General features: G+C 41.9%; 2 protein-coding genes. Both read right to left on the reverse strand.

Annotated elements, in window-relative coordinates:
* Window positions 1-44: 44 nt before the first annotated feature.
* A complete protein-coding gene (locus KL866_RS03560) occupies window positions 45-1,298 on the reverse strand; it encodes a DUF2891 domain-containing protein (protein ID WP_214993387.1) in 1,254 nt (417 codons plus the stop codon).
* Between the two features lie 43 nt (window positions 1,299-1,341).
* A complete protein-coding gene (locus KL866_RS03565; protein ID WP_025254477.1) occupies window positions 1,342-2,391 on the reverse strand; it encodes a PLP-dependent cysteine synthase family protein in 1,050 nt (349 codons plus the stop codon).
* Window positions 2,392-2,852: the final 461 nt, after the last annotated feature.

Below are 2,852 nucleotides of genomic sequence, written 5' to 3' on the forward strand. Positions count from 1 at the left end.
AGCACTTTAGTGCCCATTCATCTCACACTTTAGTAGGATATAAACTAATTCAATCCACGCTGCGTTTCTAAGTAGCTAGCAAAACTGCCAAGCCAGTGGCTTCCCATGTAGTGCATATCGCCAAACACAGCGTTTAATCCTGCTTCACGGTGTGCTTTTAGCGTTTTCTCCAGTACTGGTAAGCGTGCGTCATCGTCTGGTAACGCGCTCATGATACCTTCAATCATCCACGCACGGCTGATATTTAGCCCGTCTAGATGAGCTAGCTTACCATCAGTTTTATCAGTCACTGTAGCAGGAGCAAGCCAATTTGATGTCTTTGCAGTGAGGCCAGGGAAGAACGTAGAAAGCCATTTGCTATAGTCCTTTTTAGACATTACTCGACGCATTAGGTCAGCTTCTGCGAGACACGGTGATAGGAAATCTTGCCCTGAAGGCTCGTAGGCAAGTGGACATTGTGTATCGGTTTGGTAGTAGTCTTTCACTCTTGAGGTAAGCAGAGATTCAAACTCCTTATTGCCTGCAGCTTTTGCCCAATCTAACATTAGACCAAAAGCAAAAGCGGTTTGACTGTGTTCGCCTGTGCGAATGGGGTAAGCCAACTTGGGTAACCACGCGCTTACTCTTGTCACAATTTCTTCCTCAAGCGGAAGTAGCGTATTGAGCCATATTTTTGCTTCTTGTAGTGAAGATTGACGCAATTCTGCGGTTAACTGCAGAAACCAAGCAAGACCATAAGGGCGCTCAAATGAAGCATTGTTTTCACGCTTAAGGCTTGCTAGTTCACCTTGAATGTTTTCGGGCGTAAAGCTGGTGTTAAGCTTTTCAATTATCTCATCTTTATCTACCGCGCCTTGCGCCTTGTTTAGCATTCTTACTAAAAGCCAGTGGCCATGAACTGACGAGTGCCAGTCTAAACAACCGTAAAAAGCAGGGTAGAGTTTACTTGGTAATTTAACGTCATCACCACTATTCATCATGTGTTTAACTACATTGGGAAACTCTTGATGAATACAGTGAAGGGCGAGGTTAGCAAAAACGCTTTCATAATTGCTGTTAGCGATGTCAGTGGAACTGGCAACTACAGCTTGGCTGGTTTTAGCGCTGCCCGTATTGGCGCCTTCAATAGTAGATATACTACTAGCAAAGGCGTTGTGGGAAACAAATGTTGTGACTAATGCAACGGTACAACTAACAACGTTTTTTATTTTGATCATGATTATGCGCGCTTTGTCATTTAAAAGAATATTGCCAATGTATATTGTTAAACACTTTGTATAAAGTACTGCGCGATATATAACGCTCTAGCACTTTAAATTACTGAAACCGGCTGCATACATTTTACACACCGGCACCGATGTCTTTTAATTTGGCGGTATATTTATCTAAAGAACCAATGTTTTTTTCTACCCACTCAGCGTTGTAATAGGTATCAACATACCTTTCACCGCTATCGCACATAAGTGTAACAATAGAGCCAGCTTCTCCTCGCTGCTTCATCTGTTTGGCAATACTTAATGCGCCCCATAGGTTGGTGCCAGTAGAGGGGCCGGCTTTTATTCCCATCGTGTTGTTTAACCAATGCATGGTAGCAATGCTGGCGGCATCGGGAACTGCAATCATGTCGTCTATAACATCGTGCTGAAAAGAGGCTTCTACTTTAGGGCGTCCAATCCCCTCTATACGGCTTCCACGGGTAGCGGTAAGCGTGTGATCTTTGTTTTTGAAACTATCAAAAAACACGCTGAAGTCTGGATCTACAACAACAAGTTTTGAGGAGAGCCCTTTGTACCGTATGTAACGGCCAATGGTGGCAGATGTGCCGCCTGTACCCGCACTCATGACTACGGTGTGCGGCACGGGGTGGGGCTCTGCTTGCATTTGTTCAAAGATACTTTGCGCAATATTATTGTTTCCGCGCCAGTCTGTAGCGCGTTCAGCGTAAAGGAACTGATCCATAAAATAACCGTTAAGTTCTTTCGCTACCTTAGTGGCTTCGCTATGCATTTGTGTAGAGCAATCTACAAAGTGGCACTGTCCACCATATCGCTCAATAAGCGCTATTTTACTTTGGGCGGTAGATTTAGGCATGACGGCAACAAACGGCACGCCAATCATTTTTGCAAAATAAGCTTCAGACACCGCAGTGCTGCCTGATGAGGCTTCAACGACCGTAGTGCCTTCTACGATTTTTCCATTACAGAGGGCATAAAGAAAAAGTGAACGAGCTAAACGATGCTTTAGGCTGCCTGTTGGATGCGTGCTTTCATCTTTAAGATAGATATCAATATCTTCAAAGGCGATTTGTTCTAACTTGATCAAGTGCGTATCAGCCGAGCGTTGATAATCTGCATTTATGGTATTTATTGCTCTTGAAACCCAGTTTTTCATCACACTTTTATCTCCACCTAAAACATAGCAATGTTTGCTCACTATTTCTAAAGCATGCTTTCAAAGTTCGAAACATAAATTGAACAGTGCAAACCTCGAACGTTGGAAAAAAGAATATCAGTGTAGAGCGGGTATTTGATTCTATTTTTTTAATATTATGCGGTGCTTTTGAAATTTTATTCTTCAAAATCGTCTTAAATAAAAATATATTTTTACGTTTGCATTAAGAGTTTGAAACTTTATATCAAAGGTAAAGGGCTACAGGAGATAAGGACTATTGAAACTAACGCTAGATGAAAAATATTTATTCTCCAGAACAAAAAAGTTCAGAATAGTTATATAAATTGCTATCTTGAACCATGCTTTTTCTAACAGGTAACAACATGAAAAATAGAGCGCTTTTTTCTGCTATAGCTTTTCTACCCACACTATTTGTATCTTCGCTGGTTTACTCGCAAGAA

The sequence above is a fragment of the Alteromonas sp. ALT199 genome (assembly GCF_018619335.1).
Classification (GTDB): domain Bacteria; phylum Pseudomonadota; class Gammaproteobacteria; order Enterobacterales; family Alteromonadaceae; genus Alteromonas.